Annotated in this window: 28 protein-coding genes, 1 pseudogene and 1 riboswitch; of the genes and pseudogenes, 12 read left to right on the top strand and 17 right to left on the bottom strand. The window is 71.4% G+C overall.

Going from position 1 to position 26,051, the window contains the following annotated elements; all coding sequences use genetic code 11:
- Window positions 1-203 precede the first annotated feature (203 nt).
- Complete coding sequence (gene aspS, locus DEJ17_RS16485) at window positions 204-1,544, top strand: aspartate--tRNA(Asn) ligase (protein WP_110861580.1); 1,341 nt, start codon at window positions 204-206, stop codon at window positions 1,542-1,544.
- A gap of 142 nt (window positions 1,545-1,686) precedes the next feature.
- On the opposite strand, the gene DEJ17_RS16480 is transcribed toward aspS, so the two are convergent.
- From DEJ17_RS16480 to DEJ17_RS16460, 5 genes are all read right to left on the bottom strand, one after another.
- Window positions 1,687-1,980 (bottom strand): Dabb family protein, encoded by a 294-nt coding sequence (locus DEJ17_RS16480; RefSeq protein WP_110895375.1) that lies wholly within the window; start codon window positions 1,978-1,980, stop codon window positions 1,687-1,689.
- Window positions 1,977-2,231: a glutaredoxin family protein gene (locus DEJ17_RS16475; RefSeq protein WP_110895373.1), complete on the bottom strand. Its 255-nt coding sequence runs from the start codon at window positions 2,229-2,231 to the stop codon at window positions 1,977-1,979. Before DEJ17_RS16475 ends, DEJ17_RS16480 begins: the two co-directional genes overlap by 4 nt.
- Window positions 2,232-2,319: 88 nt before the next feature.
- Window positions 2,320-2,418 (bottom strand): 30S ribosomal protein bS22, encoded by a 99-nt coding sequence (locus DEJ17_RS16470; protein WP_003792170.1) that lies wholly within the window; start codon window positions 2,416-2,418, stop codon window positions 2,320-2,322.
- Window positions 2,419-2,527: 109 nt separating this feature from the next.
- Window positions 2,528-2,722 (bottom strand): helix-turn-helix domain-containing protein, encoded by a 195-nt coding sequence (locus tag DEJ17_RS16465; RefSeq protein ID WP_017888579.1) that lies wholly within the window; start codon window positions 2,720-2,722, stop codon window positions 2,528-2,530.
- A 158-nt stretch (window positions 2,723-2,880) separates the two neighbouring features.
- Window positions 2,881-3,396, bottom strand: a complete 516-nt coding sequence (locus DEJ17_RS16460) for a helix-turn-helix transcriptional regulator (protein WP_110895371.1) — start codon at window positions 3,394-3,396, stop codon at window positions 2,881-2,883.
- Between the two features lie 74 nt (window positions 3,397-3,470).
- On the opposite strand from DEJ17_RS16460, the gene DEJ17_RS16455 reads away from it, so the two are divergent.
- Both DEJ17_RS16455 and DEJ17_RS16450 read left to right on the top strand, forming a co-directional pair.
- Complete coding sequence (locus DEJ17_RS16455; protein WP_110895369.1) at window positions 3,471-4,904, top strand: TrkH family potassium uptake protein; 1,434 nt, start codon at window positions 3,471-3,473, stop codon at window positions 4,902-4,904.
- Entirely contained in the window at window positions 4,897-5,592 is a 696-nt protein-coding gene (locus tag DEJ17_RS16450) for a TrkA family potassium uptake protein (protein WP_258366869.1), read from the top strand. The genes DEJ17_RS16455 and DEJ17_RS16450 overlap by 8 nt, the downstream gene beginning before the upstream one ends.
- Window positions 5,593-5,705: 113 nt before the next feature.
- On the opposite strand, the gene proC is transcribed toward DEJ17_RS16450, so the two are convergent.
- Window positions 5,706-6,536: a pyrroline-5-carboxylate reductase gene (gene proC / locus DEJ17_RS16445; protein WP_110895367.1), complete on the bottom strand. Its 831-nt coding sequence runs from the start codon at window positions 6,534-6,536 to the stop codon at window positions 5,706-5,708.
- Window positions 6,537-6,600: 64 nt separating this feature from the next.
- Here proC and DEJ17_RS16440 point away from each other — a divergent pair, with 64 nt between their 5' ends.
- Window positions 6,601-7,557: a cation diffusion facilitator family transporter gene (locus DEJ17_RS16440; RefSeq protein ID WP_110895365.1), complete on the top strand. Its 957-nt coding sequence runs from the start codon at window positions 6,601-6,603 to the stop codon at window positions 7,555-7,557.
- On the opposite strand, the gene DEJ17_RS16435 is transcribed toward DEJ17_RS16440, so the two are convergent.
- Window positions 7,538-7,972: a nucleoside deaminase gene (locus DEJ17_RS16435; RefSeq protein ID WP_110895377.1), complete on the bottom strand. Its 435-nt coding sequence runs from the start codon at window positions 7,970-7,972 to the stop codon at window positions 7,538-7,540. The two genes, DEJ17_RS16440 and DEJ17_RS16435, sit on opposite strands and share 20 nt — an antisense overlap.
- Window positions 7,973-8,048: 76 nt before the next feature.
- Between DEJ17_RS16435 and upp the strand changes: the two genes are divergently transcribed.
- The 5 genes from upp (at window position 8,049) to DEJ17_RS16410 (ending at window position 13,682) form a co-directional block, all read left to right on the top strand.
- Complete coding sequence (gene upp / locus DEJ17_RS16430) at window positions 8,049-8,684, top strand: uracil phosphoribosyltransferase (protein ID WP_110861591.1); 636 nt, start codon at window positions 8,049-8,051, stop codon at window positions 8,682-8,684.
- 641 nt (window positions 8,685-9,325) lie between these two features.
- Window positions 9,326-10,093 (top strand): winged helix-turn-helix domain-containing protein, encoded by a 768-nt coding sequence (locus tag DEJ17_RS16425; protein ID WP_027466328.1) that lies wholly within the window; start codon window positions 9,326-9,328, stop codon window positions 10,091-10,093.
- A 258-nt stretch (window positions 10,094-10,351) separates the two neighbouring features.
- Window positions 10,352-10,864: a MarR family winged helix-turn-helix transcriptional regulator gene (locus tag DEJ17_RS16420; RefSeq protein ID WP_181421263.1), complete on the top strand. Its 513-nt coding sequence runs from the start codon at window positions 10,352-10,354 to the stop codon at window positions 10,862-10,864.
- The gene (locus DEJ17_RS16415; RefSeq protein ID WP_110895360.1) at window positions 10,861-12,210 is read left to right on the top strand and encodes a deoxyribodipyrimidine photo-lyase; all 1,350 of its coding nucleotides are present in this window, start codon (window positions 10,861-10,863) and stop codon (window positions 12,208-12,210) included. Before DEJ17_RS16420 ends, DEJ17_RS16415 begins: the two co-directional genes overlap by 4 nt.
- Window positions 12,207-13,682: a serine hydrolase gene (locus DEJ17_RS16410; protein WP_181421262.1), complete on the top strand. Its 1,476-nt coding sequence runs from the start codon at window positions 12,207-12,209 to the stop codon at window positions 13,680-13,682. Before DEJ17_RS16415 ends, DEJ17_RS16410 begins: the two co-directional genes overlap by 4 nt.
- 46 nt (window positions 13,683-13,728) lie before the next feature.
- Here the strand turns inward: DEJ17_RS16410 and DEJ17_RS16405 are convergent, their stop codons facing one another.
- Window positions 13,729-14,700 (bottom strand): carbohydrate kinase family protein, encoded by a 972-nt coding sequence (locus tag DEJ17_RS16405; protein WP_110895355.1) that lies wholly within the window; start codon window positions 14,698-14,700, stop codon window positions 13,729-13,731.
- A 162-nt stretch (window positions 14,701-14,862) separates the two neighbouring features.
- Here DEJ17_RS16405 and DEJ17_RS16400 point away from each other — a divergent pair, with 162 nt between their 5' ends.
- Entirely contained in the window at window positions 14,863-15,444 is a 582-nt protein-coding gene (locus DEJ17_RS16400) for a TetR/AcrR family transcriptional regulator (protein WP_110895353.1), read from the top strand.
- Between the two features lie 149 nt (window positions 15,445-15,593).
- Here the strand turns inward: DEJ17_RS16400 and DEJ17_RS16395 are convergent, their stop codons facing one another.
- The 5 genes from DEJ17_RS16395 to DEJ17_RS16375 form a co-directional block, all read right to left on the bottom strand.
- A complete protein-coding gene (locus DEJ17_RS16395; protein ID WP_110895351.1) occupies window positions 15,594-16,208 on the bottom strand; it encodes a superoxide dismutase in 615 nt (204 codons plus the stop codon).
- 44 nt (window positions 16,209-16,252) lie between these two features.
- The gene (locus DEJ17_RS16390) at window positions 16,253-16,762 is read right to left on the bottom strand and encodes a flavin reductase family protein (RefSeq protein ID WP_110895349.1); all 510 of its coding nucleotides are present in this window, start codon (window positions 16,760-16,762) and stop codon (window positions 16,253-16,255) included.
- Window positions 16,763-16,984: 222 nt separating this feature from the next.
- Window positions 16,985-18,508: an MFS transporter gene (locus DEJ17_RS16385; RefSeq protein WP_110895347.1), complete on the bottom strand. Its 1,524-nt coding sequence runs from the start codon at window positions 18,506-18,508 to the stop codon at window positions 16,985-16,987.
- A 213-nt stretch (window positions 18,509-18,721) separates the two neighbouring features.
- The gene (locus DEJ17_RS16380; protein WP_110895345.1) at window positions 18,722-19,729 is read right to left on the bottom strand and encodes a LacI family DNA-binding transcriptional regulator; all 1,008 of its coding nucleotides are present in this window, start codon (window positions 19,727-19,729) and stop codon (window positions 18,722-18,724) included.
- Window positions 19,708-21,750, bottom strand: coding sequence for an aldo/keto reductase (locus DEJ17_RS16375; RefSeq protein ID WP_110895343.1), 2,043 nt, complete (start codon window positions 21,748-21,750; stop codon window positions 19,708-19,710). Before DEJ17_RS16375 ends, DEJ17_RS16380 begins: the two co-directional genes overlap by 22 nt.
- Before the next feature lie 155 nt (window positions 21,751-21,905).
- On the opposite strand from DEJ17_RS16375, the gene DEJ17_RS16370 reads away from it, so the two are divergent.
- Window positions 21,906-22,454 (top strand): TetR/AcrR family transcriptional regulator, encoded by a 549-nt coding sequence (locus DEJ17_RS16370; RefSeq protein WP_110895340.1) that lies wholly within the window; start codon window positions 21,906-21,908, stop codon window positions 22,452-22,454.
- A 65-nt stretch (window positions 22,455-22,519) separates the two neighbouring features.
- Window positions 22,520-22,690: a hypothetical protein gene (locus DEJ17_RS17925; protein ID WP_017888559.1), complete on the top strand. Its 171-nt coding sequence runs from the start codon at window positions 22,520-22,522 to the stop codon at window positions 22,688-22,690.
- A gap of 90 nt (window positions 22,691-22,780) precedes the next feature.
- On the opposite strand, the gene ribH is transcribed toward DEJ17_RS17925, so the two are convergent.
- From ribH to DEJ17_RS17920, 4 genes and pseudogenes are all read right to left on the bottom strand, one after another.
- Complete coding sequence (ribH, locus tag DEJ17_RS16365) at window positions 22,781-23,260, bottom strand: 6,7-dimethyl-8-ribityllumazine synthase (RefSeq protein ID WP_110895338.1); 480 nt, start codon at window positions 23,258-23,260, stop codon at window positions 22,781-22,783.
- On the bottom strand, window positions 23,257-23,946 hold the full coding sequence (ribB, locus tag DEJ17_RS16360; RefSeq protein ID WP_110895336.1) for a 3,4-dihydroxy-2-butanone-4-phosphate synthase: 690 nt from the start codon (window positions 23,944-23,946) through the stop codon (window positions 23,257-23,259). The genes ribH and ribB overlap by 4 nt, the downstream gene beginning before the upstream one ends.
- Window positions 23,946-24,599, bottom strand: a complete 654-nt coding sequence (locus tag DEJ17_RS16355) for a riboflavin synthase (protein WP_110895334.1) — start codon at window positions 24,597-24,599, stop codon at window positions 23,946-23,948. Before DEJ17_RS16355 ends, ribB begins: the two co-directional genes overlap by 1 nt.
- A 94-nt stretch (window positions 24,600-24,693) precedes the next feature.
- Window positions 24,694-24,828, bottom strand: a riboswitch (FMN riboswitch).
- Window positions 24,829-25,127: 299 nt separating this feature from the next.
- A pseudogene (locus tag DEJ17_RS17920) lies at window positions 25,128-26,051 on the bottom strand (hypothetical protein); the annotation flags it as partial.

Raw genomic sequence — 26,051 nt, 5'->3', positions numbered from 1 at the left:
ATTCGTCGGCAGCGTCAGATGTGTATAAGAGACAGGTCCCCCTCTCGTCCCGCGACCCGGCCACGTCGAGAACGCTACGGCGTCCACGCACGCCGCCACGGGCCTCCCGGCCATCGGTGGAGAACGCCGGACGCAGGCGGCCCTGTGGAGGGAAGAGCCCTGCCGCCCACGCCTCCGGACGCAGGCGGTTAGACTCGACCACCGTGATCGAACGCACCCGCATCGCCGACCTGGCAGCCCTCCCCGACGGTCCCGTCTCCGTGGCCGGATGGGTCGAGACCGTCCGAGACCAGAAGAAGGTGCAGTTCGTCGTGCTGCGCGACGAGACCGGCGCCGTCCAGCTCGTGAACCCGGCGACGCGCGAGGCCGAGGACGGCGACGACGCCGCACAGTCCGCCCTCGCGACCACCAACGAGATCTCCGGCCTGGCGCACGGCACCTTCGTGCACGTCACCGGCACGCTGAAGCACGACGAGCGCGTGAAGCTCGGCGGGCTCGAGGTCAAGATCGGTGCGCTGCAGGTGGTGAGCGCCGCGATCCCGGAGACCCCGATCGCCGACGACTCGTCGCTCGACAAGCGTCTCGACTGGCGCTTCCTCGACCTGCGCAACCGCAAGCAGAACCTGATCTTCCGCATCCAGACGACGCTGGAGCACGCCTTCCGCACGTACTGGGTCGACCGCGACTACATCGAGATCCACACCCCGAAGCTGATGGCCTCGGCGTCCGAGTCGCGCGCCGAGCTGTTCCAGCTCGAGTACTTCGAGACGACCGCCTACCTGGCGCAGTCCCCGCAGAACTTCAAGCAGATGGCGCAGCCGGCCGGCTTCGGTGCCGTGTTCGAGATCGCCGACGCCTTCCGCGCCGACCCCTCCTTCACGAGCCGCCACGCCACCGAGTTCACCAGCGTCGACGCCGAGTTCTCGTGGATCGAGTCCCACGAGGACGTCATGGCGATGCACGAAGAGGTCCTGGTCGCCGGCATCACCGCCGTCAAGGAGAAGTACGGCAAGGACATCGAAGAGGTCTTCGGCTTCGAGCTGCAGGTCCCCGCGACGCCGTTCCCCCGCGTGACCCTGGCCGACGCGCGCAAGATCGTCGCCGACAGCGGCTACGACGTCGTCCGCGCCGACGGCGACCTGGACCCCGAGGGCGAGCGCCGCGTCGCCGCCTGGGCGAAGGAGCACCACGGCTCCGAGTTCGTGTTCGTCACGGAGTACGACGCTTCGATCCGGCCGTACTACCACATGCGCAAGCCGGGCGACCCGTCGGTCACCAACAGCTACGACCTCATCTTCAACGGTGCCGAGATCTCCACGGGTGCCCAGCGTGAGCACCGCGTCGACGTGCTCGAGGCGCAGGCCGTCGAGAAGGGCCTCGACCCGGAAGAGCTCGGCTGGTACCTCGACTTCTTCCGCTACGGCGTCCCGCCGCACGGTGGCTTCGGCATGGGCCTGGCCCGCGTGCTGATGCTGATGCTCGGTGAGCCGTCGATCCGCGAGGTCACCTACCTGTTCCGTGGTCCGACTCGCCTGACCCCGTAGGGCGAAGCGTGCGCGGCGTCGCCGCGCGCACACGGTGAGCAGCAATGGTCGCCTCCCGATGCGGGAGGCGACCATTGCTGCTCACGAAGCGTTGCAGAGCGCGCGCGTCGCGACGCACGAGCAAGCGGACGGGAGGCCCGGCTCAGCTCTGCCAGTCGATGGCGGCCCGCGCCGTGACCAGCTGGCGGATCTCCGCTGCCGCGGCCTGGTGCTCCGGGTGCACCTGGTACGCGTCGAGCCCGGCGAGGTCCTCGAAGGTGGCGACCACCGCGACGTCGTGGTTCTTGTCCGGATAGGCGACGTTCTCGACGACCTCGAGGGAGCGGATCGACTCGACGGTGCCGACCAGACCGGTCAGGAGTTCGCGGATGCGGGCGATCGACGCGGTTCGGTCGAGGTCCTCACGCAGGGACCAGGAGACGACGTGGGAGATCATGCGCGGGCCTCGGCCTTCTCGAGCGCACGTGCAAGCCGGTCGGCGTCGACGTGCCAGTTGCTGTGGACGCGCCCGTCGATCAGCACGACGGGGATGTCCTCCGCGTACTCCTGGCGGAGGGCGTCGTCGTCGAGGATCGAGCGTTCCTGCAGGGTGATCCCCGGGTGATCGGCGACGACGCGTTCGACCACGGGCCGGGCGTCGTCGCAGAGGTGGCATCCGGGCTTCGTCAGGAACGTCACTTCGGGCATGGTCCCAGCGTAGTCCGGGAACGCAAAAGCCCCGGCGAACCGGGGCTTCTCGTGCAGGTCCTTCGACCTGCGCAGACCTGTTGAGGATCTACTTCTTGTTGCGGCGCTGGTGACGCGTCTTGCGAAGGAGCTTGCGGTGCTTCTTCTTCGCCATGCGCTTACGACGCTTCTTGATGACAGAACCCATGTGGACCTCGCTCGGACTGATGCTGATGTACGGACACCGGGCCGAAGAGACCGCGGAAAATCAACCTGCCCGAGTCTACCGGCTGCCCGCTGTGATGTCGAACGCGCGCTCAGCCGACGTCCGCCACGCCACCGCGCAGCACGTCGGCAACGGCCGACTCGGGGACGCGGAAGGAGCGGCCGAAGCGGATGGCGGGGAGCTCACCGGCGTGCACCATCCGGTACACGGTCATCTTCGAGACACGCATCATCTCGGCGACCTCAGCGACGGTGAGGAAGCGCACGTCGTCGAAACTGCCGGTCATGGTCCGCCTTCGGGGCTCGCACGCGCGCTGCGCACGGGAGTGGTGTGACCTCTGTGGTCAGTGGCAACTGTAGAGGCGCGTGCGACCCGGTGTCCAGGATCAGTCGCGCCGCGGGCCTCCGGCCCGTGCTGCGTCCTCGCCGTGCCGTGGGCGCAGGCTCAGTCCTCGTCGCCCCGACGCGTGAAGCGCTTGCGACTGCGGTCGACGACGCGCTCCCAGCCCTGCTGCGCCCCGGAGATCGCGGCGGTGGCCCGGTAGGACGCCTCGGCCATCACGCGGCCGAGCTCGGTGCCGACCTCGACCGTTGCCTTGCCCGCCGTGCCGTTCCGGCGGATGGACACCGGTTGGCCGTCCGGCGTCCAGGCGGTGGTGGCCGGGGTGCCGTCGGCGTCGACCGCGCCCGTGAACGGCACGACCCATTCCTCGAGTTGCAGGAGGGGCTCCGGGTCGAGTCGGTAGTAGCGGTGCTGCCCTTCTTCGCGACTGGTGACGAGACCGATGTCGCGCAGGACGCGCAGGTGCTTCGACACCGTAGGCTGGCTGACGCCGAGACGTTCGACGAGCTGGCCGACGCTGAGCTCCCCGCCCGTGACGTCCGATCCGTAGGCGGACAGCAGAGTGCCGAGCAACTCGCGCCGCGTCGGGTCCGCCACGACGGAGAAGATGTCGGCCATGGGGCAAGGCTAGCCGGGGCACCGCGGATGTACCATGACGAACCGTCCCGGCCCATGTCCTCGGAGGCATACGCATGCTCGACCGAACCGAGCCGATCCCGCACCACGTGAGCGTCAGCCGACGGCGGGCGAGCCGGATCGCGACCGTGCTGCGCTCGTCGCCGTCCCGACTGGCGATCGTCGTGTTCATCGCGCTGATCTTCCTGTTCACGGTGCTCTTCATGACGCCGTGGGCCACGGCCGACCGCAGCAGCACCCACTTCGCGGACGCCCTCTTCACGGCGGCGTCGGTGGTCTGCGTCACCGGGTTGTCCACGGTCGACATGGCGACGCACTGGTCGGTGTTCGGCAAGGTCCTGGTGGTCATCGGCACGCAGATCGGCGCCGTCGGTGTCCTGACCTTCGCGTCGATCCTCGGCCTGTTCGTCACCCGGAAGCTCGGCCTGCGCGCGAAACTCATGGCGGCGGGCGACTCGAACCCGCTCCGTACCCACCACGGTGCCGTGCCCGAGGGACAGGCCGTCCGGCTCGGCGAGGTCGGCACCCTGCTCGCGACGGTGGCGGTGAGCACCCTGTCGATCGAGATCGTCCTCGGCCTGCTGCTCCTGCCGTCGGTGCTCATCGCCGGCATCCCGTTCTGGAACGCGGTCGGCGACTCCTTCTACTACGCGGCGATGGCCTTCACGAACACCGGGTTCTCGCCGAACGCCGACGGCCTCGACCCGTTCGCCCACGACTACTGGTTCCTGACGCTGCTGATGATCGGTGTCGTGGCGGGGTCCATCGGGTTCCCGGTGATCCGTGCCCTGACGAAGCAGCTGCGCACTCCGCGGCGCTGGCCGATCCACGTCAAGCTCACCCTGGCGACGAGCGCGATCCTGCTCCTCGGCGGCGCGGTCGTCTACACCGCACTCGAGGCATCGAACCCGACGACCTTCGGCGAAGAAGGAGCCGGGCGCACCGCGTTCCAGGCGCTCTTCCTGTCGACGATGACCCGCTCCGGCGGGTTCTCGCTCGTCGACTTCGACCAGCTCAACGGCTCGAGCCTGCTCGTCACCGACATGCTCATGTTCATCGGGGGCGGCTCCGCCTCGACCGCCGGCGGCATCAAGGTCACGACCCTCGCCGTGCTCTTCCTGGCAGCCGTCGCCGAGGCCCGCGGCCGTCAGAGCATGGAGGTGTTCGGTCGCCGGATCCCGAGCGACGTCCTCCGCGTCGCGGTGGCGGTCGTGCTCTGGGGCGCCACGATCGTCGCGGTCGCGACCGTGGTGCTCCTGCAGATCACCGACGACTCGCTCGACCGGGTGTTGTTCGAGGTGATCTCGGCGTTCGCGACGTGCGGCCTGTCATCCGGGGTGTCCGCGGACCTGCCGGAATCGGGCAAGTACGTGCTCGCCGCCACCATGTTCCTCGGCCGGGTCGGTACAGTGACCATCGCCGCTGCCCTGGCCGCCAGCCAGAGCCGGCAACTGTTCCGCCGTCCCGAGGAGAGGCCGATCGTTGGCTGACCGCACCCGTCCGTCGCACCAGCACGGTGCCATCAGTCACGACGCTCCCGTCCTCGTCATCGGGCTCGGTCGCTTCGGGGCCGCCACCGCCGGCCAGCTCGAACGCCAGGACCGCGAGGTGCTCGTCGTCGACACCGACGCCGGACTGGTGCAGAAGTGGTCCGACCGGGTCACCCACGCGGTGCAGGCGGACGCGACCGACATCGACGCGCTCCGGCAGATCGGCGCGCAGGACTTCGCCATCGCCGTCGTCGGCACGGGCAGCGACCTGGAGTCGAGCGTCCTCATCACGGCGAACCTCGTCGACCTCGGCGTCCCGCAGATCTGGGCGAAGGCCATCAGTCGTTCCCACGGCACGATCCTGTCCCGAATCGGCGCGAACCACGTCGTCTACCCGGAGCGCGAGGCCGGCGAACGCACGGCGCACCTGGTCTCCGGCCGGATGCTCGACTTCATCGAGTTCGACGACGACTTCGCCGTCGTCAAGATGTTCCCGCCGCGCGCGGTCCGCGGCAAGGACCTCGCCACCACGGTGATCCGCACCCGCTTCGGCCTGACCGTGCTCGGCATCAAGCCACCCGGCAACCCGTTCGTGCCGGCGACGCCGGACAGCGTCATCGGTGAGGACGACGTCATCATCGTCTCGGGTTCCGAGACCGACCTCGAGCGCTTCGCCGCGTACGAGTAGCGCGGCCCGCTCAGCGGTGCCGCGCCAGCGGCACGCGGGCCGCGCCGACCGAGCCTGCGAGGGAGGGGGCAGCGTCCGCACCGCACCCACCGGCGCTGCGCACCGGCGCTGCGCTACGACGCGGCGATCTCCTCCGCACGCGTGATCGCGGCACGTGACGCGCGCAGCAGCGTGTCCGCCAGATCGGCGTCCTGCAGGACCGCGACGGCACGCTCGGTCGTGCCCTTCGGGCTCGTGACCGCACGACGCAGGTCAGCGGGCTCCCGGCCGGACCGCCCGAGCAGCTCGACCGCACCGCGGACGGTTCCCTGCACCATCGTCGCCGCCTGCTGCGGCGTGAAGCCGAGCGCCTCGGCGGCGCGCTGCCACTGCTCGACCAGCAGGAAGACGTAGGCGGGACCGGAACCGGACACGGCGGACAGCGCGTCGAGCTGCGACTCGGGCACCTCGATGACCTCGCCCGAGGCCGTGAACACCGACGACGCGAGCGCGACGGCCTCGGCGTCGGCCGAGGTGCCCGCGCTGATGCCGGTGACGCCGTGGCCGACGCCGATCGGGGTGTTCGGCAGGGCACGGACCACGCGGACGCCGGCGGGTACCCGAGCCTCCATGCTCGCGGTCGTGGTGCCGACCGCGACGCTGACCAGGACGGCACCGGGGTCCAGGTCGCCGGCGACCTCGTCGAGCAGGTCGGCGATCATGTACGGCTTCACGCCGACCACCACGAGGGCCGCGCCACGGACGGCCGCCCGGTTGGCGTCGGGGTCGGTGTCGCTCGCGGTGGCGTCGAGTCCGCGCTCCCGGTGGGCAGCAGCGGACGCCTCCGACTTCGTGGTGAGGGTCACGGTGGCCGGGTCGAGTCCCGCGGCGAGCAGGCCGTCGAGGACCGCGCCGGACATGGAGCCGACGCCGAGCAGGGCGGTGCGGGGCAGGTCGATCGTCATGCTCCCGACCCTACCGACGCGACCCGCCTAGGATCGTGTCGCAGACCACGAGAAGGGGACAGCTGTGAGCGCTTCCGGAGGCACGAAGGCGATCTTCGCCGCACTCGGTGCCAACATCGGCATCGCGATCGTGAAGTTCATCGCGGCGGCGATCAGCGGATCAGCGTCGATGCTGGCCGAGGGCGTGCACTCCCTGGCCGACTCCGCGAACCAGCTCCTGCTGCTGCTCGGCGGCCGCAGGGCCCGGCGAGCGGCGGACCAGGAGCACCCCTTCGGCTACGGGCGTGAACGCTACGTGTACGCGTTCGTCGTCTCCATCATCCTGTTCTCGGTCGGCGGTGTCTTCTCGCTCTACGAGGGCATCGAGAAGCTCGCCCACCCGCACCCGCTCGAGAACTGGTGGCTCCCCCTCGTCGTGCTCGTCATCGCCATCGGTCTCGAGGGTTTCTCGCTCCGCACCGCCCTGAAGGAGGCCCGGCCGCAGAAGGGTTCCCAGAGCTGGGTGCAGTTCGTGCGCCGCGCGAAGGCCCCCGAGCTGCCCGTCGTGATGCTCGAGGACACCGCGGCCCTGCTCGGCCTGGTCTTCGCGCTGTTCGGCGTGGGCCTGACGGCGATCACCGGGAACGGCGTCTTCGACGCGATCGGCACCATGCTCATCGCGGCGCTGCTCATCGCGGTCGCGGTGGTGCTCGGCATCGAGACGAAGAGCCTGCTCGTCGGCGAGGGCGCCACCGCCGCCGACGTCGAGCGCATCAAGCAGGCGGTGCTCGACGGCCCCGAGGTCGACTCGATCATCCACCTGAAGACCCTGTACCTCGGGCCGGACGAGCTGATGGTCGGCGTGAAGGTCGCCGTCGACGGGGACCGCCGGCTCGGTGACGTCGCCGCCGGCATCGACACCGTCGAGCAGCGTGTCCGGAGCGCCGTGCCGATCGCCCGGGTGATCTACGTCGAACCGGACGTCCTGCGCACCGGGCCGCAGCCGCCGACCGAGGCGATCGTCATCCTCGCCGCGGACTGAAGAAGTCGTCGAGCAGCTCGGCACACGCCGCCTCGAGCACACCCCCGATGACCTCGGAGCGGTGCGGCAGCCGGCGGTCCCTGGCGATGTCGTAGACGCTGCCACTGGCGCCCGCCTTCGGGTCCCACGCGCCGAACACGACCCGGGGCACCCGTGCGGCCATGACGGCGCCGGCGCACATCGGGCAGGGCTCGAGCGTCACCACGAGCGTGTGCTCCTCGAGGTGCCAGTCCCCCGTCACCGCCGCTGCAGCACGCAGCGCGAGGACCTCGGCGTGGGCCGTCGGGTCCTGTCGCGCCTCGCGCTCGTTCCGGCCGGTGGCGATCACGACGCCGTCCCGGTCGAGCACCACGGCACCGACCGGGACGTCGTCGGTCGCCAGGCACCGTCGGGCCTCGTCGAGCGCACGCTCCATCGCCGGGACGAAGGGGCGGGCTGCGGGCTCCTCCACGGGACCTCCTGACGGTCGTCGGCACGCTAGGCTCGACCCTATGCGAGTCCACGTCGCCGACCACCCGCTCATCACCCACAAGCTCTCGGTGCTCCGCGACCGTACGACGCCCTCCCCCACGTTCCGCGCCCTGACCGAGGAGCTCGTCACGCTCCTCGCGTACGAGGCCACGCGGGGCGTCCGGGTCACGGCGACGCCGATCGACACCCCGGTGGCGCACACCATGGGCGTCGCGATCGCCAAGCCGCGGCCGCTCGTCGTCCCGATCCTCCGAGCCGGTCTCGGCATGCTCGAGGGCATGGTCAAGCTGGTCCCGACGGCCGAGGTCGGGTTCCTCGGCATGGCCCGCAACGAGGAGACGCTCGAGCCGCAGACCTACGCCGAGCGCCTGCCCGACGACCTGTCCGGGCGACAGTGCTTCGTGCTCGACCCGATGCTCGCCACGGGCGGCACCCTCGCCGCCGCGATCGACTTCCTGTTCGCCCGCGGTGCGCAGGAGGTCACGTGCGTGTGCATCCTCGGTGCCCCCGAGGGGCTCGCCATGGTCGAACAAGCCGTCGGCGACCGCAACGTCTCGATCGTCCTCGGTGCCCTCGACGAGAAGCTCGACGAGAACGGGTACATCGTCCCGGGCCTCGGCGACGCCGGCGACCGGCTGTACGGGCTGGCCGAGTAGCGACCACCCCACAGACAGGAGGCGCGGTGCCGGCTGGCACCGCGCCTCCTGTCCGTCGTGGCGCGCGTCGCGTCGGCCGCACCCGCCCGTTCCGGGCGTACCGGGTCGATTCGGGCGTACCAGGTCGTTCCTTTCGACCCGCTACGCCCGATTCGACTTCCCATCGCGTGCGCAATGGGAAAGAACGGGCGTGGCGCTCGACGCCCGTGCGGTCGCGCCCACCGCACCGTCCGCCCGGACGGTTGACACCGCGTTGGTATACCGCAGATACTCGTCACATGACTGCAACCGTGTCCACCCGCGTCCTCTCCGAGGCGTGCTCCTCCGCAGGGGCAGTGGGGACCGTCGGCGTGATGATGCCGACCATGCCGGTCATGCGTTGTCGAATGTGTGCCTGATCGGCACCCGTTCCAGCCGGATCCCCCGCGACACCACCCCCGTCGCGAGCGCGTGATCCCCGGGTGACGGACACCGTCGGCGACGCGCACCACGTCACGAGGTCTGTCTCCCGTTCCCCCGGGTCGGCCCCGGTCCGCAGCAGGACCGCAGGGCACATCGGCGTACCGCCGTACCCGGGAAGACGCATTCGACACCGGCCGTCGCGCCACCCGCGCACCGGCCACACCGCCCGGAGAACCACCATGTCGCTCACCATCGCCCAGCCCCGCACCGCGCTCCGCACCGCACCGGCCCCGACCGATCTCGGCACCGTGACGCCGATCCGCCCCCGCCCGGCTTCCCCGGCAGCCACCGGACCGGCCACCGTGCCGACGAGCCCCGTGGTCGCGCCGCAGCGGAACCGCGCGCTCCCCGAGGGCACCGAGGCCCGCGGCTTCGCGCTGTACGTCGGGATCGACGAAGCGAAGGCCGCCGCCGCCGGCACGACCCTGGCCGCGGTGGTCGAGCAGCTGAAGGCCCTCACGGCGCAGCTGGTCCCGTCGTCCGAGACGTACGCGGCGGTCGCAGTCGCCGCCGAGCACTCCGGTGGCCGGGACGTCGACGTCGTCCGCCTCGCCCTGCAGGACCGCTCCGCGGTGGCCGCCCGCAAGCAGGCCGAGAAGCCCGAGCCCGAGGAGACCGGCGTCGTCATCGACATCTCCCGGAAGCGCGTGACCCTCGACGGCGAAGCAGCGCCCCTGACCTACAAGGAGTTCGAACTCCTGCAGTTCCTGGTCCTCCGCGAGGGCCAGACCGTCGACCGTTCCGCGATCATCGAGGGCCTCTGGTCCGACGGCGAGGACGAGACCCCGAACGAGCGCACCATCGACGTGCACGTGCGTCGGCTCCGCTCCAAGCTCGGCGCGTTCGAGGAGATCGTCCGCACCGTGCGCGGCGTCGGCTACCGCTTCGACCGGCACGCGGACGTCGCCGTGCGGTACGCGTCGACCCCGTCGCCCGACCTCTTCTGAGCCTGACCGGCTGCTCTTGGTGAACTCGCAGCGAACCGGCCGCGGAGAGGCTGGCGCGCCGTTACCGCTTCGTTATACAGTCGGTGGTGCAGACGGTGTTTGCTGTGGCACCGCCTGTGGAATGTGATTGCAGGAAACTCTTGGTGCAAGGGAGAGGGCCGGTCGCCGACAGGCGGCCGGCCCTCGTGCATGTCGCCCGGCTCCTGTCGGACCCCGTCGGTAGTGTGGTCAGACCGTACGACCGGAGGGAACGCGAACGTGAGCGAGACACGCCGCAGTGAGAAGGCGACCGCCGTCGCCGCCTGGGAAGCGCTCTTCCGCGCCCAGGTCGCCGTGATGCGGAGTCTCAACGCGGACTTCCCCGGCGACGAGATCTCGTTCAACGAGTACGACGTCTGCTTCAACCTGTCGACCCAGCCCGGGCGCCGCTGCCGCATGCGCGACCTCACCGGGCACCTGCTCCTCACCCAGCCGAGCGTCAGCCGCCTGGTCGACCGCCTGCTCGCCCGCGGCATCGTCGAGAAGCAGCCGGACCCCACCGACGCCCGTGGCGTGATCGTGGCACTGACCCCGCACGGCTTCGACGTCTACCGCCAGGTCGCCGTGCAGCACGCGGCGAGCATCGCGCAGCAGGTCGGTGCCGGGCTGTCCGACCCCGAACTGCGCACCCTCACCGAACTCTGCACGAAGCTCCGGCTGGCGGTCGGCACCGCACCAGGCCGGCGGTCGACGGCCCGCCCGGTGGCCGCTGCGGATGCGGCGACGGTGTGACCGGCGCGATCGTCTGGCTCCGTGACGACCTGCGGCTGTCGGACAACCCCGCGCTCCGTGCTGCGATCGACCACGGCGGCGACGTCACCGTGGCGGTCGTCCTCGACGAAGAGTCCCCGGGGCTCCGTCCGATCGGTGCCGCCAGCCGCTGGTGGCTGCACCACTCCCTGACCGCCCTCGACGCCGACCTGCGCGAACGGGGCTCCCGGCTGGTCCTCCGGCGCGGTGCCGCGGCCGACGCCATCGACCAGCTCGTCGCCGACACCGGGGCCGACGCCGTCTACTGGAACCGTCGGTACGGCGCCGTCGAGCGGGACATCGACGCCGGCATCAAGGCGGCCCTGCACGACCGCGGCATCGAGGCGCACAGCTTCGCCGCGAACCTGCTCTGGGAACCGTGGACGGTGCTCACCGGGCAAGGCGAGCCGTACAAGGTCTTCACCCCGTTCTGGAACGCCGTCCAGGCGCTGCCCGAACCGCGCCACCCCCTGCCCGACCCCGACGACCTACCGGCTGCGGCCGACGTCACCAGTGACGCTCTGGCCGACTGGGCACTGCTGCCGACGAAGCCCGATTGGGCCGGAGGCCTCCGTGATGCCTGGACCCCGGGCGAGCACGGTGCCCGTCAGCAGCTCGAGCACTTCGTCGAGCACGCGCTCGAGGACTACGACCAGCGCGACGAGCCCGCGATGGAAGCCACCAGCAGCCTCTCCCCGTTCCTGCGGTGGGGCGAGATCAGCCCGTACCAGGTGTGGCACCGCCTGCACGAGCGGCTCGAGCCCGCGCAGCGCCAGAACGCCGCCGCGTTCCTCCGGCAGCTGGCGTGGCGCGAGTTCAACTGGAACGAGTACTTCCACTGCGACGACATCGCCACCGTCAACGTCCGTCGGAACTTCGACGCGTTCCCGTGGCGTGACCCGGAAGCGGCCGAGCTCGACCGCTGGCGGCAGGGTCTGACCGGCTTCGACCTGGTCGACGCGGGCATGCGCGAGCTCTGGCACAGCGGCGCCATGCACAACCGCGTGCGGCTGGCCGCCGGCAGCTTCCTCGTGAAGAACCTGCTCGTGGACTGGCGAGTCGGGGAACAGTGGTTCTGGGACACCCTGGTCGATGCCGACCCCGCCAACAACGCGGCGAACTGGCAGTGGGTCGCGGGCTCCGGCTTCGACGCCGCCCCGTACTTCCGGGTCTTCAACCCCGATCGGCAACTCGAGCGCTTCGACCCGCACCGCGAGTACGTCCACCGCTGGGTCCCCGCCGACGAGCTGCGCCCCGAGCCGATGGTCGACCTGAAGGCGTCGCGGCAGCGGGCGCTCGACGCCTACGAACGGATGCGGCGCTCGTGACCGGGCGGCAGGCGATCGCCGCCGTCGTCGACCAGGTCGACGAGCTGTTCCGTGCTCGTGTTGAACAGGGCATCGCGCCGAGCAGTGTGTGGGGCGTGTTCGACCGCTCCGCCCTCGTCGCGTCCGGTGGGCACGGCGACCGTGGGGACGGCCGTCGACCGGACGCCGACACCGTGTACCGCATCGCCTCCTGCACCAAGAGCGTCACCGCCGCGACCCTGCTGACCCTCGTCGCCCGGGGTGCGCTCGACCTCGACGCGCCGATCACCGACTTCGTGCCGGCCTTCGACGCCGTCACCCTGCCGACCCCGGACTCCCCCGTCCCCACGGTGCGGATGCTGCTGACGATGTCGGCGGGGCTCCCCACCGACGACCCCTGGGCCGACCGGCAGGAGTCGATCTCGGACGCCGAGCTCGACGAGTTCCTGCGCGGCGGCCTGCTGTTCGACTCGCTACCCGGCACCCGCTTCGCCTACTCGAACCTCGGCTACGCGCTGCTCGGCCGGGTCGTCGCCGTCGTGTCGGGACAGCCCTTCACCGAGGCTGCCAGCGACGCCGTGCTCCGTCCCCTCGGGCTCACCGACACGGTGTTCAGCGCCGACGCGTCCAGCGGGTTCGTCGTCGCCGGTGCCCGAGGCCACGAGGGTGGCTGGGAACCGCTGCCGATGACCGGCCCCGGCGCGTTCTCGTCGATCGGTGGGCTCTTCTCGACCGTGCGTGACCTGGCACGCTGGGCGACGCACCTCGGTTCGGCGTTCTCCGCCGCACCGGAGCCCGGCCCGGTCTCCCCCGCCGACCGCCGGCTCATGCAGCAGGCGATGCGGGTCGTCCCGTCGTCCGTCGTCCCGGGTTCGGCCCGCGCAACGGCGTACGGCTTCGGGCTGTTCGTCGAGCAGGACGACCGCTTCGGCGAACTCGTGTCACACTCCGGCGGGTACCCGGGCTTCTCCGCGCACATGCGGTGGTCCGTGCGCGACGGCCTGGGAGTCGTCGCGTTCGAGAACGCCACGCAGGCCAAGGTCTCCGCCGCCGCGCAGCAGGCGCACGACCTGGTGCTCGACGGGGCCCAGACCGCGGCATCCGGATCGCCCACTCCGGCGACGGACGCGACCGACGTGACGGCAGCGAGCACGGGGGTGGCGACGACCACCCGCGGGACGCGAGCCGCCCAGGCCGCCGTGACGCGCCTCCTGGCCGACTGGCGCGACGACCTGGCGGACGCGATCTGCACGCCCAACGTGGCGATGGACGTGCCGTACGACCGCCGACGGCGGGCGGTGGCGCAGGCCGTCGCGGACGTCGGCGCCGATCTCACCGCGGCGCCGGTGGCCGAGTACTCGGCGGTGCCGTCGCACCTGCGCTGGTGGCTCCCCGGTACCTGCGGACGGCTGCGCATCGAGATCCGGCTCGCGCCCGCCGCCGCGGCACGCGTCCAGACCCTGAACGTCGTCGCCGAACCGTCGGAGCGCTGACCTGACCCAGTACTGAACCGGCGGCACCACTCGGGTGCCGGACGGCTCAGACCGGCGGTCGACCGCCCACGAAGCCGAGTGCCCGTGCCGCGACCCGGGTGCCCTCGCGGGCTGCAGCACCGACCCGCACCGGATCGGTCGCCCAGGCACGGACGAAACCGGCGACGAAGGCGTCCCCGGCGCCGATGGTGTCGACGACCGTCGCCGGTGTCGCCGGGACCCGGTGGACGCTCCGGCCCCGACGCCCGATGAGCGCGCCGTCCGCCCCCGCGGTGACGACGACCAGGGGGACGTGCTCGGTCAGCCGGCGCACCGCGGCGTCGAGGTCGTTGCCCCCGGCGAGGGCGAGCGCCTCCTGCTGGTCGGGGAAGAGGACGTCGACGCCCTCCAGGGCCTCGAGGAACCGGCTCGCACCGACGGCCTCGATCACGGCCACCGACGACGGGTCCACCGCCACGCGAGCCGGACCCGTCCTGGCGCACGCCACCAGGTCGGCGAGCCGGTCGGCGCCACCGCCGAGCATGGCGGCACCGGTCAGGTGCACGATGTCGGCGCGTGCGACCACCGAGGGTGGGACGTCGACGGCACTGATCTTCCCGCTCGCGGCCGGATCCGACATCGCCGTGCGGCCGTGGTCGTTGCGGACGGAGACGACGACCCCGGTGGACGTCATCACGTCGTAGCGCAGGTGAGCCCGGACCCCGGCGTCCTCGAGCGCACGCTCGTGGCGGTAGACGTCGTCGACCCCCACCCGGGCGACCACATCGACCTCGGCTCCCAGCCAGCCGAGCCAGGTGGCCGTGTTGCCGCCGGCACCGGTCGGTCGGTGACGGATCTCCGCCGCCGGGTCGTGCACACCGATCCGGTGCGCGGTGGTGTGCACGAGGACGCCGTCCAGGACGTCGCCGACGACCAGGAAGCGTTTTCCGGCGCCACGACGGCGGCCCGCGACCACCCGTCCGGCGCGGGTCCCCTCGGGCCGGGACGGCGGCAGAGCGCCCTCGTACGGCATGGACATCCGCAACAGTGTACGCGGAGCCGAGCATTTCTCCGTTTCTATCGATGAAAACGGAGGATTCACGGAGGGAGCACGCACGACGACGAGAAGATGGTGCCGCTGATATACCGACTGCTAGTATGTGGGCGGTCGCGCGACCACCGCCACGACGACGGAGATGCCATGCCCAGGAAGCCCGACCCCACCCGCAAACCGGCGATCCTCGAGCAGGTCGTCGACCACTTCGTCCAGACCAAGATCGAGGACGTCACGGTCCGGGGCCTCGGCCGTGTGCTCGGGACGAGCGCCTACCCGGTCGTGTACCACTTCGGCTCGCGCGAGGCCCTGATCGACTCCGTCGTCGAACACCTGGCGGCCTCCCGCTCAGCGACGCCTCTCGACCCCGGCGCCGACGCGGACGCCCTCGCCGACCACCTGGTCGCGGCCTTCGGCGGGCTCGACGACCCGCACCGTGCGCTGGCCGCGCGGCTGACCTTCGAACTCGGGTCGGTCGAGTCCCTCGACGGGCGAGACCGGCAGCGTCGCGCGCACCGCTGCCACGTCGCGGCCATCAGAGCGTGGTGCCGGGCGCACGGTGCCGACCCCGTCCTGGCCGAACGCGCGGCCCAGCACACGGTGATGGCCGCACGCGGAGCGCAGTGGGGCGCGCTCGTCGACCGCGCGCACGCCGACGCCGACGCCGCGCTGCGTCGAATCGCCCACGACCTGGCCGCTGGCACGGCCGGCGCCGACCGCGCGCGCTGAACACACACGAGCGACCGCGGACCGGTCGCGCATCCGGGAACAGCACGCGGCCCGGAACCCCACCCGGATCACGAACGGGAGGCACGGTGCCAGCTGGCACCGTGCCTCCCGTTCGTCAGGTGGTCACCGTGGTGACCCGCCGACGCGGATCAGAGCGTGACGAACCGCTGCGACTTCGCGTTCTCGAAACGAGCGGCGACGTTCTCCCAGTCGACGATGTTCCAGACGGCCTTGACGTAGTCCGCCTTGACGTTGAGGTAGTCGAGGTAGAAGGCGTGCTCCCACATGTCGAGCATGAAGATCGGGACGAGGCCGAACGGGATGTTGCCCTGCTGGTCGAAGAGCTGGAACGTGGTGAGCTTCTGGCCCACGGTGTCCCAGGCCAGCACGGACCAGCCGGATCCCTGGATGCCGTTCGCGACGGCGGCGAACTGCGCCTGGAACTTCTCGAACGAACCGAAGAACTCGTCGATCGCCGCGGCGAGCTCGCCCTCCGGGACCTTCGTGTCCGGGCCGAGGTTGGTCCAGAAGATCGAGTGGTTCACGTGGCCACCGAGGTGGAACGCGAGGTCCTTCTCGAGCTTGTTGATGTTCGCCAGGTTGCCCGACTCACGAGCCTCGGCGAGCTGCTCGAGCGCGGTGTTCGCACCCGTCACGTAGGTCTGGTGGTGCTTGTCGTGGTGCAGCTGCATGATCTTGCCGCTGATGTGCGGCTCGAGTGCGGCGTAGTCGTACGGCAGCTCCGGCAGGGTGTACTCAGCCATGTGAGGTCCTTTCGATCAGTGGGTTGTGGACGCGGCTCCGCGGCTCACGAGAGCCGGGAACGATCGGTGAGGGAGTGGAATTCCCGGTTGTGGTAGACCAGCGGCTCGCCGCGGTCGGCGCCGACGACGATGTCGAGCACCTCGGCGACGACGACGGTCGAGCTGCCGATGGGTGTCGTCGACAGCGGTCGGCAGCGGAGCGCACTCGCCGCACTCGGCAGGTAGCGGTCGCCGGACGGCAGGGTGCCCCAGATCGGGTCGTCGGCGGCCGGGCTGCCGGTTGACGCGAAGCGCTTCGCGAGTGCGACCCCGAGGGAGTCGACCAGGTGCACGACGAACAGCGGCGCGCCGAGCACGACCCCGGCCGAGCCGGAGTTCGTGGAGAGCGAGAAGACGAGGACGGGCGGGTCGACGGCCACGCTCGCGACGCTCGAGGCGGTGAGGCCGGTCGGTCCGTCCGGGCCTTCGGCCGTGATGACGGCGACGCCGGCAGGGTGCCCGCGGAAGGCGGACTTGTACGCGTCGGCGATGGTGGCCGGTGCTTCGTCGGGCATGGTGATCGTGGTCGTTCCTTCGGGAGGGGCTGCCGTCACTCGGCGGCTGCCACCCAACGTATGACCTGAACCCTGGTTGAGGTCAACGATTCACAGGTTCGGGCGCGGCCGGCGTGCCGTGACTGGCACTTCGTGAGCAGGAATGGTCGGGTCACACACGGCGACCCGACCAGTCCTGCTCACGAAGCGAGCGGAGCGAAGTGCGCGCGCCCGCGCGGCCGCTCAGCGGCGCTTGAGCATGACGAGCGCACCCGCGGCCGCCACCACCATGAGCACCGCCGCGACGCCCGCGGTGATCGTCACGCCGGAGTCGAACGCCGCCCGAGCCGACTCGAGCAGCACCTGCCCGGCGCCACCGCCGAGCTGCCCAGCCGCGGCGACCGCGCCGCCGAGCGTCTCCTGCGCCGCGACGTGCGCCGACGAGGACAGCCCGTCGGGCACCACGACGTGCGCCCGGTAGGTCGTCGCCAGGATCGTGCCGAGGACCGCGGTGCCGAGCACGGCGCCGATCTCGTACGCCGTCTCGGACATCGCCGACGCCGCTCCGGCCTTGTCCGCCGGAGCCGTCGAGATGATGAGGTCGTTCGTCACCGTCTCGGACGCCCCGATGCCGATGCCCAGCAGCACGAAGGCGAACGCCAGGGCGGCGATGGACGCATGGTGTCCGAGGACCGCGACGAGGGCGTACGCCGCCGCCGAGAACAACAGGGCCACGGACACGACCCAGCGCGGGGCGACACGCGCCACGATCGGCACGACCGCGAGCCCGGCGACGATGGTCAGCACCGACCCCGGGATGAGCACCACGCCGGACGCGAACGGGTCGAGCCCGGCCACGAGCTGCAGGTGCTGGGCGATGAAGAACAGGAACCCGGTGAGCGAGAACATCGCCGCCAGGTTCATCAGCACGCTGCCGGTGAAGGCCGTGCTGCGGAACAGCCGCAGGTCGAGCATCGGCGTGCGGGACCGCAGCTGCCGGCGGACGAACGCGATGCCGCAGACGACACCGACGGCGAGCATCGCGATCGCGAGGCCGCGCTCCTCGGGGTGCACGACCGACTTGATGGCCCAGGCGATCGGTGCGAGGGCACCGAGGGACAGGAACATGCTCGGCAGGTCGACCGGCCCGGGCATCGGGTCGCGGGACTCCGGCACGCAGAACGGCACGCCGACGAGCATGAGCACGAGGATCGGCACCGCGACCAGGAAGACGCTGCCCCAGTGGAAGTGCGCGAGCAGCGCGCCGCCGACGAGCGGGCCGAGCGCGTTGCCGGCCGCGAACATCGTCGACCAGACGGCGAGCGCCATCCGCCGCTCCCCCGCATCCACGAACACGTTGCGGATGATCGAGAGCGTGGCGGGCATGAGCATCGCGCCGAACACACCCATCGCGATCCGGGCCGCGACGAGCATCCAGGCGTCGGTCGCGAAGGCCGCGGCCACCGAGAACAGGGCGAAGCCGGTCGCGCCGATCACCAGGATCCGCCGTCGGCCGATCCGGTCACCGATGCTGCCCATCACGACGAGCAGGCCGGCGAGCACCAGCGGGTACGCGTCCACGATCCAGAGCTGCGTGGTGGCGTCCGGGTTCAGCGCGCGGCTGATCGACGGCAGCGCGAAGCTCAGGATGGTGTTGTCGACCGAGATGAGCAGGACCGGCAGCATGAGCACGGCGAGCGCCAGGAACCGTCGGGCACGGCTCCCGGTGACGCGGGTGGCGACGGGACTGGTGAGCAGTGCGGACACGGCGGACTCCTGGGACTTCGAGCCGGACCAGGTCGACGGCGGGTGGTACGTGGGGCAGACGAGACGGGACGCGGGATGGACACGCGCCCCGTCAGGACCCTCTGAGTGTACCGTCCGGACGGTTTTGGTTGCAAATGCAACTGACGACGGCCGGGAGGCCCGCGGCGGTCCCGCCACGGGCCTGCGGACGATCCCCTGGTCGCGTCGTCGGGCCTACGCCGATTCGCGGAGCAGCAAGCGGTGTCGCACCGTGCGCTCGACGGCCGCGCCGGAGCGCGGCAGCTCGCCCGCGAGCATGCCGAGCGCCAGGTCGAGGGCCTGGCCGGCGACCTCGTCGAGGTCGACGGCCAGCGTGGTGAGCGTCGGCGCGACGAGCGTCCCGAGTGGCAGGCCGTCGACGCCGACCACGCGGACGTCACCGGGGACGTCGACGCCGGCACGACGGCAGGCCGACAGCACGCCGAGGGCCAGCACGTCGTTGAACGCCAGGACCGCGTCCACCCGGCGGTGCTCGGCGAGGATCCGCTCGGTCTGTCCGGCGCCGGCCTCGGCGGTGGGTGCGGACGCGACGACGAGGTCGGGCAGGTACCCACGACGCCGGAGTGCCGCGACCATGTGCTCCCCGCGCTGGCTCGGCACGCCGGCGGCGGCGGCGTCGAGCACGACGGGGTGCTTCACCCCGACGTCGACGAGGTGGTCGGCGAGGTCCTCGATCGCGGCGGTCGGGTCGATCCGGACCGCGGCGCGTGTCACCGGCCCCGAGGGGTCGAGTTCGACGACCGGGACCGATCCGAGCCGTTCGATCCACTCCGGCGCACGGGACCCGAGGTAGCCGATCACGACGTCGGTCTGGGCACCGAGGGACTCCACCATCCGGTCCGAGTCGCTCGCGAGCCCGACGTCGGCGAGCATGACGTTCCACCCGCGGGCGGCGGCCAGGCCGAGCACCGCGGACGCCAGCGCCGGCGCGTAGGGGTTCCGCAGGTCGTTGACGACGAGCCCGAGCTGGTGGTCGCCACCCGTGACGAGCCCGCGGCCGAAGCGCGACGGACGGTAGTCGAGCGCAGCCGCGGCCTGGAGCACGCGGTCCTTGGTCGCCGCGCTGATGCCGGACATGCCGTTCATCGCACGGGTGACGGTCTGCCGGGACACCCCGGCGGCCGCGGCGACGTCGATGATCGTCGCGCGGCCGCCGGGGGTCAGGCGCGGAGGTCCAGCCATGCCACCTGTTCCGGGGAGAGGTCGACGGAGAGGCCCGTCATGGACGACCGGGCCTCCGCGATCGTACGGGGTCCGAAGAGCGGGAAGGTCGGGAACGGCTGGTTGAGCACGTACGCGAGCGCGATCGCCGTCGCGGGGACGCCGAACTGCTCGCCGAGCTCCCGCGCACGGCGGAGCCGCTCGAAGTTGTCGTCCGAGTAGTAGCAGCGGACGAGCTCGGCGTCGCTGGTGTCCTCGGGCGTCGCACGGCCGGTGAAGAACCCGCGGGCCTGCGACGACCACGGCAGCAGCGGGACCTGGCGTTCCTCGAGCCAGGCCTTCGATGCCGCATCGGTCGCGTGTTCGCAGCCGTCCCACGGCACGTCGTACGCCTCGGCCAGGCCGAAGTGGTTGCTGAGGACCTCGAACCCGTGCTTGCCGTTGGCCCGGGCGTAGGCGTTCGCCTCGTCGAACCGTGCGGGGGTCCAGTTCGAGCCGCCGTACACGCGGATGCGCCCGGCCCGCCGGTGCTCGTCCAGCACGTCGACGAACTCCCCCACCGGCACGTCGGGGTTGTCGCGGTGCATCATGTAGACGTCCGCGTAGTCGGTTCCCTGGCGCTCGAGGCTCTCGAGCAGCTGCCTGGTGATCGACTCCGGGTCACAGTGCGGGGTGTGGGCGCCCTTCGTGATGACGACCACGTCCTTGCGGATCCCCCGGTTCTGGATCCACCTGCCGAGCCTGCCCTCGAGTACCCCGCCACCGTAGATGTACCCGGTGTCGAACACGTTGCCGCCCTGCTCGACGAACAGGTCGAAGATCGCGCTGGCGTGTGCCAGGTCGGGCTGGTTGTCGACGCCCATCACCAGGCGGGACATCCGCTTGCCGACGCCCGGCACCTCGCCGTACCGCATCGGGTTGCCGTCCTGCACGGCGAGCGGCCGACCGGACACCGTCGGGATGTCCGCGGTCTCGGCCTCGAACGGGTAGCGCAGGCCGATCGCCGCACGCCACTTGTCGAGCGTGCGCGCGGTGGCGAGCGTCTCGTCCATCGTCATCTGCGCCGCCTCGACCGCGCCGGCACGCAGGGCGTCGGTGGTGGCGTCGGCTTCACGGGCGTAGGGGTGCTCACCCGCGAACGACAGTGAGCGAGGGGCTTCGTCAGCCGTGCGGATCTCGATCGTGGGGTCGTCGCCGAGGGTCCACGGGTCGGTGAGCACGATGCGACCGCGTGTGCCGTACACCGACACGGCGTTGTCGTCCTGCACGAAGACGCCGGTCCGGACCGACGCCGTGATCCCGCCCTTGTAGGTGAGCTGCGCGACCGTCCACTCGTCGACCCCGGTGGGCCCGAGCGTGCCGGTGGCGGTGAGGGCCACCGGTTCGGCGACGGCGACCCCGGTGGCGGCCTGCACGATCGCGGCGGCCATCGTCACCGGGTACCCGCCGACGTCGAGGATCCCGCCGCCCGCGGTGTCGACGTCGAACAGGCGACCCGTGCGTTCGCCCGTCCGGAAGGCGAACGAGGCGTCGATGTGGGTCACGTCGCCGATCACGCCGTCCCGGACCAGGTCGAGCAGCGCCGCGGTCTGCGGGTGGAAGCGGTACATGAACGCCTCGACCAGGGGCAGTCCGGCCTGGCGTGCTGCGTCGGTCAGCGCCATCGCGGTGCCGTGGTTCACGGAGAGGGGCTTCTCGCACAGGACGGCCTTGTCCGCCTCGAGGGCGGCGAGGACGAGCCGCGCGTGCCCGGTGTGCACGGTCGACACGTAGACGGCGTCCACCCGCGGGTCGGCGAGGACCTCGTCGTAGGTGCCGGTGGTCACGTCCGCGAACCCGAACCCGGCGGCCTCGTCGGCGAAGACCTGCGCCCGCTCGGCGGACGAACTGCCGGCCGCCACCAGGACGCCTCCGCTGGCGGGCAGCTGCGACAGGAAGCGTCGGGCGATGCCGCCGGGGCCGAGGACGGCCCACCCGGGGCGGTCGGTGGTGGTCGAGGTCGGGGTGGTGGTGGTGGCGGTGTTCGCCGTCTGCGCTGACATGCGGATCCTTGTCGTCTCGTGAACCTTCACGGTCGGGTCGACGCTAGCCGGTACGGGAGGGAACGGCAATGATCCGGCGGCGGGTCGTGAGCGTTCACGGTCGCGGCGGTCGTGACGGGACCCGAGCCACCTGGAACTGCTCCTAGACTCTCGGCATGGCCAGTGCCCGCGACCGTGTCCTCGACAGCTTCGTCGCCATCGTGTGCGAGGAGGGCGAGCGTCCCGCCACGCTCGACGCCGTCGCCGCGCGCGCCGGTGTCTCGAAGGGCGGGCTGCTGTACCACTTCGGCTCCAAGGCCGCCCTGGTCGAGGGGCTCTGCGAGCGCCTGTCGGACCTGTCCGCGATCGACGTCGAGCGCATGCGGGACGCCGCGGACGGCGCGGCGCGCTACTTCGTCCGCAACTGCCTGTTCGTCGGCAGCGAGCTCGACCTCGCCCTGCTCGCTGCGAGCCGCCTGCAGCAGGCCGGCTACGAAGAGGCAGGTCGCACCCTCGACGACACCGAGAACGCGTGGCTCGCGACCCTCGTCGACGCCCTCGACGACGAGCCGACCGCGCAGGCCGTCAAGCTCCTCGGCGACGGGCTGTACCACCAGGCCTCACTCGGTGCCGCGAGCGATGTCCGACCGAAGCGGGGCAGCGTCGACATGGAGACCCTGCTCGCCGTCGTCGACCGCCTGATCGCGACGCGACCCGGCGCGTGAACCGGCGCACCGCCGGCTGGGGATAGACTGGGGACGATCCACTCGTCGACACCCGGAGGTATCCCGTGGGCCGCGTCATCGCCGCTGTTTTCTCGATCCTGCTGTTGCTGGTGTCGATGTACCTGTTCGGGTTCGCCTTCCAGGTCGAGTCCGGTCAGGCCTTCGTCTTCATGGCGGGCGTGCTCCTGATGAGCCTCTCCTTCTTCCTGCCGATCCACGTGTTCGGCAAGCGCTGACCAGCAAGCACCGCTGCTCGCCAGTCCGCGCAGGAAGAACGGCCCCGCACCTCACCGGTGCGGGGCCGTTCTGCGTAGGTGTCCGGCGCCTCAGACCAGGACGCGCAGGGTCCGAAGCGTCACCGCGGTGCTGATCGCCGCGTGTGCGGCCTCAGCGCCCTTGTCCTCCTTGGAGTCGGGCAGCCCCGCGCGGTCGAGCCCCTGCTGCTCGTCGTCCAGCGTGAGCACACCGAACCCGACGGGCTTGCCGGTGTCGATCGCGACCTGCGTCAAGCCGCTCGTCGCGGCACCCGACACGTACTCGAAGTGCGGGGTACCGCCGCGGATGATGACCCCGAGCGCGACCGCCGCATCGAAACCGGCCTCGAGCGCGGTCTTCGCGACCACGGGCAGCTCGAAGCTACCGGGGACGGGGATGACGTCGGCCGTCGCCCCGAGCCGCTCGACCTCGCGCTGCGCCCCGGCCAGCAGGCCCGCGGCGATCGTGTCGTGCCACTGTCCGGCGATGATGGCCACCCGGATCCCGGTGCCGTCGACCTGGTCGCGGTCCGCCGCGCCTGCTCCGCTCATCGTGTCGTTCCTTCCGTGGGCACTGCGGACGCTGCCGCCGCCCGGTCTGCCGCGTCCAGCCACTCGGCGAGTGCGGCGATGGTGATGACGGGCACGCCCTCGCGTGCCCCGAGTGCGACGAGCGCCGGCAGCCGCATCATGCTGCCGTCCTCGTCGACGATCTCGCAGATCGCTGCCGCGGGCCGGAGTCCGGCCGCGGTGACGAGCTCGATCGCTGCTTCGGTGTGCCCGGCGCGCTCGCGGACCCCGCCCGGTCGTGCACGGAGGGGCACCACGTGTCCGGGTCGGTGCAGATCGTCACGCACCGAGGTCGGGTCGGCGAGGACCCGCAGCGTGCGGGCGCGGTCGTGGGCGCTGATGCCCGTGGTCACGCCGACGGCCGCGTCGACCGTGACCGTGTAGGCCGTGCCGCGGACGTCCTCGTTGTGCGCCACCATCGGCGGGAGGTCGAGGGCGTCGGCGATCTCGGTGCTGACCGGCGCGCAGATGAACCCCGACGAGTGCGCGACGGTCCACGCGATCCACTCCGGCGAGGCGAGCTCGGCGGACAGGATGACGTCGCCCTCGTTCTCACGGTCCTCGTCGTCGACGACGATCACGGGGCGGCCGGCCGCGACCGACGCGATCGCGGTCTCGATGCTCGACAACCCGAGTGCCTGCGGGACGGTACCGACCTCGGCGACCATCACCGGGCCTCCGATCCGACGGTCTCGAGCGACTGCGCCGCGGCGTCGAGCCGCAGCATGCGGCGGACGTGCCGCGCCAGGACGTCGGTCTCGACGTTCACCCGGTCACCCGGCACGCGGAGCCCGAGCGTCGTCGCCTCGAGCGTCTCTGGGATCAGGCTCACCTCGAACCAGGCCGCGTCGGGGGCGGTGTCCTCTGGTGAGACCGCACTGACCGTGAGCGAGACTCCGTCGAGCGCGACCGAGCCCTTGTCGACCACGAGCGGGCTGAGCGCCGGCGCGAGCGAGAACCGCACGCGCCGCCAGCCGTCACCGTCGGCCGTCTCGAGCACGGTGGCGGTGCCGTCGATGTGGCCCTGCACGATGTGCCCGCCCAGGCGGTCGCCCACCGAGGCGGCACGTTCGAGGTTCAGGCGGTCCCCCACCCGGAGCGCACCGTGGGCGCTCATGTCGAGGGTCTGCTTCATGACGAAGGCGGTGAAGGTCTCGGGGGTCTGCTCGACGACGGTCAGGCAGACTCCGCTGGTCGCGATCGAGTCGCCGTGCCGGGCGTCCTGCACGACGACGGGACCGTGCACGGTGAGCGCGACGGAGTCGCCCTGCTGCTCGACGGCGGTGACGGTGCCGAGTTCCTCGATGATGCCGGTGAACACTGGTGTCCTCTCAACGGGACTCCGGGGGTGTTCGACGATCGTCGGCATCGACGGACCGGTCGCACCCCACGGGTCGTGGGGTCGTCCTGTCCGCCCAGCGCGCCTCCCATCCGGACTTTCACCGTCGGTCCCGGAATCCCACCGGGTCAACCTCTGTCGGGCTCGCACCCGTCATCAGTTCGTGGACTGTCACCACCGGCTCGGAATTACACCGACCCCGGAGCGCTTGCGTAGTCGGAACGATACCCCAGGCCGCTGACGGCTGCGTCGTTCTGCTCCCCCGGCCGTCACGTGGCGTCGCACCGCCGGCGCGTGCGCGCATCAGGTGCACCGGCATGTTCCGACAGAGCACTCGTCGATCGACTGGTGTCCTGTCGAACCATGCACGCACATCCGATGCGTGGGCATCTTCCGACGAAGCACGCGTCGATCGACCCGCGTTCCGTCGCGACATGCACACGCATGCGTTCCCGGGCGGCGTGACGACGAGGGGCGCCGCGGGTGCGGCGTCCCTCGTCGACCTGTCGGTCAGTGCCGGCGACGGAGCACGAGCGTGCCCGCTCCGGCGAGGAGCAGCAGGAGGGCGAACCCGACCGGCAGGACCGGTGAGCCTGCTCCCGTGTACGCGAGCTCCGACTGACCCTCACCGGCCGCAGCGTCCGCAGCGACGGTGCCGGCGCTCGTCCGGACCCCGCTGGTGGCAGCGGTCGTGGCGGTCACCACACCCGCCGTGGAGGCCCGGGTCGGCTCGACGACGCCGACCACGCCCACCGGGATGGTCGCCGTGCCGGGTGTGGTGCCGGTGTCGGTGCCCGTCCCGTCGGTGGGGACGGTACCGGGGTCCGTACCGGGGTCCGTGCCCGGGTCGGTACCGGGGTCCGTACCGGCGTCCGTGCCCGGGTCCGTGCCCGGGTCCGTGCCCGGGTCCGTGCCCGGGTCGGTGCCCGGGTCCGTACCGGTGCCTGTGCCGGGGGTGGTGCTGGTGCCGTCACCGACGATGCCGATCCCGTTGCCGCCGATGGTGATCGGCAGGTTGATCACCGGGGTGATCTGGGTGCCGGAGAGCACGCCGCCGTCGCCGGAGGTCGAACCACCGGTCGTCGGGGTCGTGGTGCCGGTGGCCGGGGCCGTCGTGCCGCCGGTGCTCGCGCCGTCACCGAGGACGCCGATGCCGTTGCCACCGATCGTCACCGGGACGTCCACGACCGGGGACACCTGCGTGCCCGAAGCCGTGCCGTCCGAACCCGAGGTCGAACCACCGGCCGCCGGAGCGGTACCGGTACCGGTACCCGTGCCCGCGGCGGGCGCCGTGCCCGTCGCGGCCCCGTCACCGAGGACGCCGATGCCGTTGCCACCGATCGTCACCGGGACGTCCACGACCGGGGACACCTGCGTGCCCGAAGCCGTGCCGTCCGAACCCGAGGTCGAACCACCGGCCGCCGGAGCGGTACC

Origin of the sequence: Curtobacterium sp. MCSS17_011 (assembly GCF_003224275.1) — a bacterium.
Classification (GTDB): domain Bacteria; phylum Actinomycetota; class Actinomycetes; order Actinomycetales; family Microbacteriaceae; genus Curtobacterium.
Note: the sequence above shows the minus strand (reverse complement) of the source record. Positions and strands in the feature narration are given on the sequence as shown.